Genomic DNA, 6,464 nt, shown 5'->3' on the forward strand with positions numbered 1-6,464 from the left:
CAGGGGCTCCGTCAGGAAGGGGCGCGCGGAGCTTCATGGGAGACAGCGGAAGCAAAGGGCTGCTGCTCATGAAGCAGGGTGTCCAGGGAGTGGGAAATGAAGCGCCAGAAGCGCGCAGCCCACAGGCCAAGGCGGCCCAGGGTGCCATGATGCAGTCCGCTCCCGTTGCGCACCGCTCCGCTTGTTTGTCCGAGGTCTCCAGTGGAGGACGGCTCGGCCTGGAGGCCCTCCTTCGGAGATGAGGTGCCCCAACCTGTCCGGCGGTCGGACAGGGCGCCCAAGACCGCGCCCTTCACGTCCCTGACGCGATCTTCCTGAGGCTCGCTGGAGTCGAGCCCGGTGGGCACTGGAAACAGCGCCCCGTTGTCCGGCTTCATGGGGAGGGCCTTCGCATGGGAGCGGAGCGCAACCCCGGGCTCCTCAAGGGCCTCGGAGGCGGGTGCAAGGAAGCCGTGCCCTGACTCCGCCACGAGGGGGTGTGCCTCAAGCGCCGCGTCCTGCCCCGTGGTTGGCGCAAGGTGGCCGAGGCCCGGCCCCGCGACGTCAGGGGGCGTCTCCTGCACGCTGGCGGTCGCGAGGTGGCCAGGGGCGTGCTCCTCGTCACAAGGGCCTGACGCCAGCCCCTCGGCTTGCGAGGCCGGGGACGCAACATGCGCGGTGGCCGGCGCGGGGGCGTCGAGGAGGCACTCCTGGGCGCGATGCGATTCGAGGACGGCAGGGGTGAATTGCGCGAGCACGCGCTCATCGCACGCTTTCATCATCGACGGCAGCGCGTTCTGGAGCGTCAGGGCGTCACGCTCCCCCAGGGCTTCCATCGCGCACCGGGCCCACTCGCGCAGCGACTCTCCGCCCATGAGAGGCAGCAGCATGGCCGCGCCTCCCAGAAAGGCCCGCTGCAGCGACTGGACGAGGAGCACGTACCCGGGCCGCTCCGCCACCCGGGCCGCGAGCCGCAGTAACTCGAACTCCACCTGCGCGCACCAGACCCCTGACTCCCAGCGTGCCGCGTCCTGCAACCTGAAGCAGGTGTCCATCAGCCGATTCAAGGCCACCGCGGGGGCCTTCGCGCAGTAGTCGACCAGCAGCTCCACCAGCACCTGTCGCTTGAGGCTGAAGGAACCCTCCAGGAACCACCGGGCCTCCGGGGATCGCGCGTCATGCAGCACCAGGCCCAGGTTCTCCAGCGTCAGCGACTCGTCCAGCGCCACCGCGCGTGTCTTGCGCCCGGGGCGTTGCACCACCAGGCCCCGTGCCGCCAGCCGCCGCAGTGCTTCGCGAATGGTGCCCCGGCAGGTCTCATAGCGCCGCGCCAGCTTCGCTTCCGAGCCGAACCGCCCGCTCGGGTGCAACCGCCCCAGCGCGATATCGCGCTCAATCTGAGCCTCCACGTACGCCACGAGCCCGCCCCGTCCCATCCCCATCCCCCTTCTCGTCCAGCGTCGCCATCCCACCACAGGGGTCTGACATGGACGTGTCGTCCCGCCGCACGCGGTGTCTGGCGCGAAGGGCCGCGCCCCCGGCTTCGGGCAGCGCAAACCTGTCGGACAGTCGGACAGGTTCGCGGGCTCGGGCCGCACGCGGCGCAAGGCTGTCCGACAGTCGGACAGGTTTCCAGAAAGCGCGCCCGGCGGGCGGCCTCTCCCGGTGGCTCGATATCCCTTGTCCGCTCGAATGTGGCGCGGCCCCGTTCAATGAACAGACGGACTCGCGGGCTCGGGCCGCATGGGGCGCAAGGCTGTCCGACTGTCGGACAGGTTTGCGGAATGCGTGCCCGGCGGGCGGCCTCTTCCCGTGGCTCGCTGTGCCATGTCCGAACGAGCGTGGCGCGCGCGGTCCCGTTCGATGAACAGACGGACTCGTGGGCCGGGCCTCCTGTGGCGCGAACCTGTCCGACAGTCGGACAGGTTTCCGGAAAGCGTGCCCGGCGGGCGGCCTCTTCCCGTGGCTCGCTGTGCCATGTCCGCTCAAGCGTGGCGTGCGTGGCCCCGTTCGATGAACAGACGGACTCGTGGGCCGTGCCTCCTGTGGCGCGAACGTGTCCGACAGTCGGACAGGTTTCCGGAAAGCGTGCCCGGCGGGCGGCCTCTTCCCGTGGCGCTCGTCCTGAGCGTTGGTACAAGCACTGTGTCGCGGCCCAGCGATGCACTCCGCGCGGTGCTCGTCCTCGTGGAGACGCTTGGGTCGTTGCCCTGGGGCGAACCGTTGGCGGCCTACCTGGCGGCTTCGCGCAGCTCCATGAGGAGACGGCCCAGCATGTTGCTGCCGCTGCCGTCACCTCCGTCGCCCCAGTAGTCGTCGTTCTCCGTGTGCTCCACCAGCTTCGCATCGCCTGTGGCCTGGAGCAGACGGGCGAGGTCCTCGTGCTGGGAGAACTTCGCCTGGAGGGCCTCGCGCATCACCGCCACCTTCACGGATTCCCAATCGCGGCGGAGCTTGCGCTTGCGGTCCCGGCCCATGCGCGCCGCCAGCATCGGAGAGTTGGCCTTGCGGATCTCCTCCTGGTTCGAGGCGCTCTCGAACTTCTGCGCCTGGAAGAAGCGCTCCGTGGTCGGCCAGGTCTTGCCCCGGAGCTTGATGGGGTAGGGCGCGAAGTTCGAGGACCCCCCGTGGTTGTCGGTCACGCTGTGGAAGGGGATCACTTCGGCTGTACCTGGAGCTTCGCGGACTGCTCGCGCCAGGGATTGATGCGCCCGGCCTATTTCAGGCTCTCGAGGTCGATGACGAAGCGGTACTTCACGTCGCCCTTCTCCAGTCGCGTGAACGCTTCGTTGATGCCCTGGATGGGAATCAGCTCGATGTCGGAGACGATGCCGTGCTCGCCGCAGAAGTCGAGCATGGCCTGCGTCTCCGGCAGGCCGCCGGTGCCGGAGCCGGAGAAGCTCGCGCGCCGGGAGAGGAGCGCGATGGGGGCCACCTCCAGCGGCCGGGCCGGGAACCCCACCAGCACCAGGTGCCCGTCGCGCCGCAGCAGCTCCAGGTAGGCGTTGACGTCGTGGACCGCGGAAACGGTGTCGAGGATGAAGTCGAGGCTGTTCGCCTTCGCCGCCATCTCCTCCGGCCGCGATGACACGACCACCTCGTGAGCGCCCAGCCGCAGCGCGTCCTGCTTCTTGCGATCCGTGTGGCTGAAGACCGTGACGTGCGCGCCCATCGCGAGCGCGAACTTCACGCCCAGGTGCCCCAGCCCGCCCAGCCCCACCACGCCCACCTTCCGCCCCGGCCCCACCTTCCAGTGCCGCAGCGGTGAATAGGTGGTGATGCCCGCGCAGAGCAGCGGCGCCACCGCCGCGGGGTCCAGGTTCGCGGGCACCTTCAGCGCGAAGTGCTCGTCCACCACGAGGCGGTCCGAGTACCCGCCCTGCGTGATGCCCTTCCCGTCCCGCTCCCGGCTGCCGTAGGTCAGGACACCCTGGACCTTGCAGTACTGCTCGTATCCGTCCTGGCAGTCCGCGCAGGCGCGGCATGAGTCCACCATCGTGCCCACGCCGGCCAGGTCGCCCGGGCGGAACTTCGTCACCTCGCTGCCCACGTGGACCACGCGGCCCACGATTTCGTGCCCCGGGACCAGCGGGTAGGCCGAGAAGCCCCAGTCGTTCCGGGCCATGTGCAGGTCCGAGTGGCAGACGCCGCAGTAGAGGACGTCCAACTGCACGTCGCGCGGACCGGGCTCGCGGCGCTCGAACTGGAAGGGGGCAAGAGGGGAAGTGGCATCCGGGGCCGCGTAACCGCGAGCGGAAATCATGGGCAGTGCTCCTGAAGGACTGGGGTGCTTCCGACGCCCGGAAACATGTCCCCGGGAGGCTGTCCGCGAAACGGATGGAATCCGCACGCACCATGTCGGAAAACTTCCGAATGGCCACCACCCCCCTCAACGCCCTGAACGCCTTCCTCGTCGTGGGACGCCGACGCAGCTTCGCGGCGGCGGCCATCGAGCTGGGCATTTCCGCGTCCGCGCTGAGCCAGCAGGTGCGTCAGTTGGAGGCGCGGCTGGGAGTCCCGCTGCTCACCCGGACGACGCGGAGCGTGGCGCTGACGGACGCGGGCCAGCGGCTCCTGGAGCGCGCCGGTCCTTCCGTGGCGCAGGCGCTGGAGGCGCTGGAGGCCGCCACGGCCAGCGCGGGAGACATCACCGGCCGCGTGCGGCTGTCCGTGCCCACCATCTCCCTGTCCACGGTCGTCACGCCCATCCTGCTGCGCTTCGCCCGGCGCCACCCCCGCGTGGAGGTGGACCTGCGCATCGAGGACCGCATGGTGGACATCGTGGCGGAGGGCCTGGACGCGGGCATCCGTCCGTTCGAGGCCGTCGAGCGGGACATGGTGCAGGTCCGCCTGTCGGAGCGGATGCGCTACGTGGTGGTAGGCGCGCCGTCGTACCTCAAGCGCAAGGGGACGCCCCAGCGCCCGGAGGACCTGCTGGACCACGACTGCGTGAACATCCTGCTGCCGTCCACCGACGCGAAGTACGCGTGGGAGCTGGAGCGCGGCAAGAAGACCTGGCGCATCCCCGTGCGAGGCTCCGTGCTCGCCACCAACGAGGAGGTGCTGGTGGCGATGGCGGAGGCGGGGCTGGCACTCATGTATGCCTTTGAGCCCACCATCGTGCCGCGCTTGAGGCGCGGCACCCTGAAGCTCGTCCTGGAACCCTACGCGGCGTGGATGGAGGGACTGTTCCTCTACTTCCCCAGCCGCGCCCAGGTGTCCCCCGCGTTCCGCGCCTTCCTGGACGTGGCCCGCGAGGTGACGGCCGAACGGCCCTGAACGTCAGTCGCGCGGCGGGCCGCGGCGGCGGTCCACCACGCCCGTGGTGACGGGCAGCTCCGCGGACTCCTCGCCGTGGGCGAGCTGGCTCATGGACCTGGCGCTCTCCGCAGGCAGCCCCGCCCAGGTCCGCAGCCGCTCCAGCGCCACGGCCCGGTCCGCTTCCGGAAGGCCCGTGATGCGGGAGCCGTGATTGCCACCCGGCTGGAAGAACCGGTACGAGTCATTGCGAGCGCTCACGCTGAACGCGCCCGTGGACCAGGGGTCGTTCTCTCCGTAGACGAGCAGGATGCGCTCGCCGAACGCCTTCACCCAGCCCTCCACGAGCGGCATGGCGAACGGGTTGAATGCATACGGCCGCATGTCGAAGGGCACGAGCGCGCGCGGGTCGTAGCCCCTGGGATAGTGCTGGACGCCGCGCAGGTGGGACTCCTCCGAGGCGTAGCTGCCCAACTGCGTCGCGGCCTGGAAGTCGTAGGGCGCGTAGTAGTTCAGGTCCCCGTCGCTCATGTACGAGAGCCCCACCACCCAGTCCATGAAGTCCACCAGCCCCTGCGCGGGGCCGCCCGGCGCCGGAATCTGCTCACACAGCGACGCGTCGCCGTACTGCCAGAAGGCGAAGGCGAACTCGAGCGCGGTGAACTCCAGCGCCTTGTCCACGCCCAGGAAGTCGTAGGTGCTGCCATAGGATGCGGCGGCCGTCGCCTGGAAGAGCGGGCCCACCTCTTCACGCCGCTCCAGCACCTCGCGCTGGAAGGTCTTGATGCCCTCACGGCACTCAGGCGTGCCCAGCTTGCTCAGGAACGTCACGTAGCGCGGGTCCTGCGTGCCGTAGCTGTTGGGCGCCACGTAGGCCACCGTGGCGTCCACATCCCGAGGGAAGAACGCCCGGTGGTAGAGCGACGTCATGCCGCCCTTGCTGCCGCCGGTGCTGATCCACTTGCCGGGGAAGAGCGGCTTGAAGGCCTGGACGATGCGGTGGTGGTCGGCCGCCGCCTGCTCGATGCTGAGCAGCTTCCAGTTCGCGGGCTGCGGAATGGAGGGCCCGAAGAAGCGGTGCTCCACCAGCAGTTGGTTGCCCTGCAGCAGGAAGGTGGGCTCCGTCTGGCCGGGGGACGTACCGATGCCGTAGCCGGTGCTGGCCAGCACCATGGGCGCCTCCGCGCTCCGGAAGAGCAGCGTCATCCGCTGCTGGAAGCGCGTGCCATTCGGGTGCAGGTGGTCCGCCGGCTGGTCATAGCTCAACACGAAGAAGCGCACGCCCGGCGTGGGAGCCGGCCGCTCCTGCACCACCGTGAGGCCGGGAATCGCCTGCAATTGCGCCAGGATGTCCGGCGCCGCGTCCTGTGTCAGGGATTGCGCCTGGACCTCTGGCGCGCTCGGGGCAATGGACTCCGGGGGAAGCTCGCTGCCGCCACAAGCCTGGAGCCCCAGTGCCAGCGCGCACGCCAGCACCGCGGGACGACCGAAGAAACGTGACATGGGTGAAGCCCTCCTTGTTGGAAAGGCATAACGAACATGCCGGTCATGTATTTCAAGAAGAAGGACGTCCCAGGTGATTCTTGCAATGACTTGCGCGGCAACGGCTCGGTGACATGGTGGGGCCCTGTTCGGTGGAAGGCCCTGGCTCTAGGGGGTGTCCCTAATTAAGCCAGAGCATCATGCAGGCCAGATGGAGGACCGCCAGGTAGTTGGTGGCGGTCTTC

5 protein-coding genes are annotated in these 6,464 nt (G+C 69.2%); 1 reads left to right on the forward strand and 4 read right to left on the reverse strand.

Going from position 1 to position 6,464, the window contains the following annotated elements:
- Positions 1–11: 11 nt before the first annotated feature.
- The 3 genes from K8612_RS38000 to K8612_RS38010 form a co-directional block, all read right to left on the reverse strand.
- A complete protein-coding gene (locus tag K8612_RS38000; RefSeq protein ID WP_223765816.1) occupies positions 12–1,421 on the reverse strand; it encodes a FadR/GntR family transcriptional regulator in 1,410 nt (469 codons plus the stop codon).
- 789 nt (positions 1,422–2,210) lie between these two features.
- On the reverse strand, positions 2,211–2,639 hold the full coding sequence (locus tag K8612_RS38005) for an NADAR family protein (RefSeq protein WP_373692170.1): 429 nt from the start codon (positions 2,637–2,639) through the stop codon (positions 2,211–2,213).
- Positions 2,640–2,695: 56 nt separating this feature from the next.
- Positions 2,696–3,742, reverse strand: a complete 1,047-nt coding sequence (locus K8612_RS38010; RefSeq protein ID WP_223765817.1) for an NAD(P)-dependent alcohol dehydrogenase — start codon at positions 3,740–3,742, stop codon at positions 2,696–2,698.
- A gap of 110 nt (positions 3,743–3,852) precedes the next feature.
- On the opposite strand from K8612_RS38010, the gene K8612_RS38015 reads away from it, so the two are divergent.
- Complete coding sequence (locus K8612_RS38015) at positions 3,853–4,758, forward strand: LysR family transcriptional regulator (protein ID WP_223765818.1); 906 nt, start codon at positions 3,853–3,855, stop codon at positions 4,756–4,758.
- A 3-nt stretch (positions 4,759–4,761) separates the two neighbouring features.
- Here the strand turns inward: K8612_RS38015 and K8612_RS38020 are convergent, their stop codons facing one another.
- Positions 4,762–6,240 (reverse strand): S28 family serine protease, encoded by a 1,479-nt coding sequence (locus K8612_RS38020; RefSeq protein ID WP_223765819.1) that lies wholly within the window; start codon positions 6,238–6,240, stop codon positions 4,762–4,764.
- Positions 6,241–6,464 lie beyond the last annotated feature (224 nt).

This window comes from Corallococcus sp. AS-1-6 (genome assembly GCF_020037015.1).
Taxonomy (GTDB): Bacteria; Myxococcota; Myxococcia; order Myxococcales; family Myxococcaceae; genus Corallococcus.

Excerpts from the sequence above, each read along its gene's own strand:
- K8612_RS38000 (WP_223765816.1), bottom strand. The coding sequence starts at position 1,421 with ATGGGGATGGGACGGGGCGGGCTCGTGGCGTACGTGGAGGCTCAGATT.
- K8612_RS38010 (WP_223765817.1), bottom strand. The coding sequence starts at position 3,742 with ATGATTTCCGCTCGCGGTTACGCGGCCCCGGATGCCACTTCCCCTCTT.
- K8612_RS38015 (WP_223765818.1), top strand. The coding sequence starts at position 3,853 with ATGGCCACCACCCCCCTCAACGCCCTGAACGCCTTCCTCGTCGTGGGA.
- K8612_RS38020 (WP_223765819.1), bottom strand. The coding sequence starts at position 6,240 with ATGTCACGTTTCTTCGGTCGTCCCGCGGTGCTGGCGTGCGCGCTGGCA.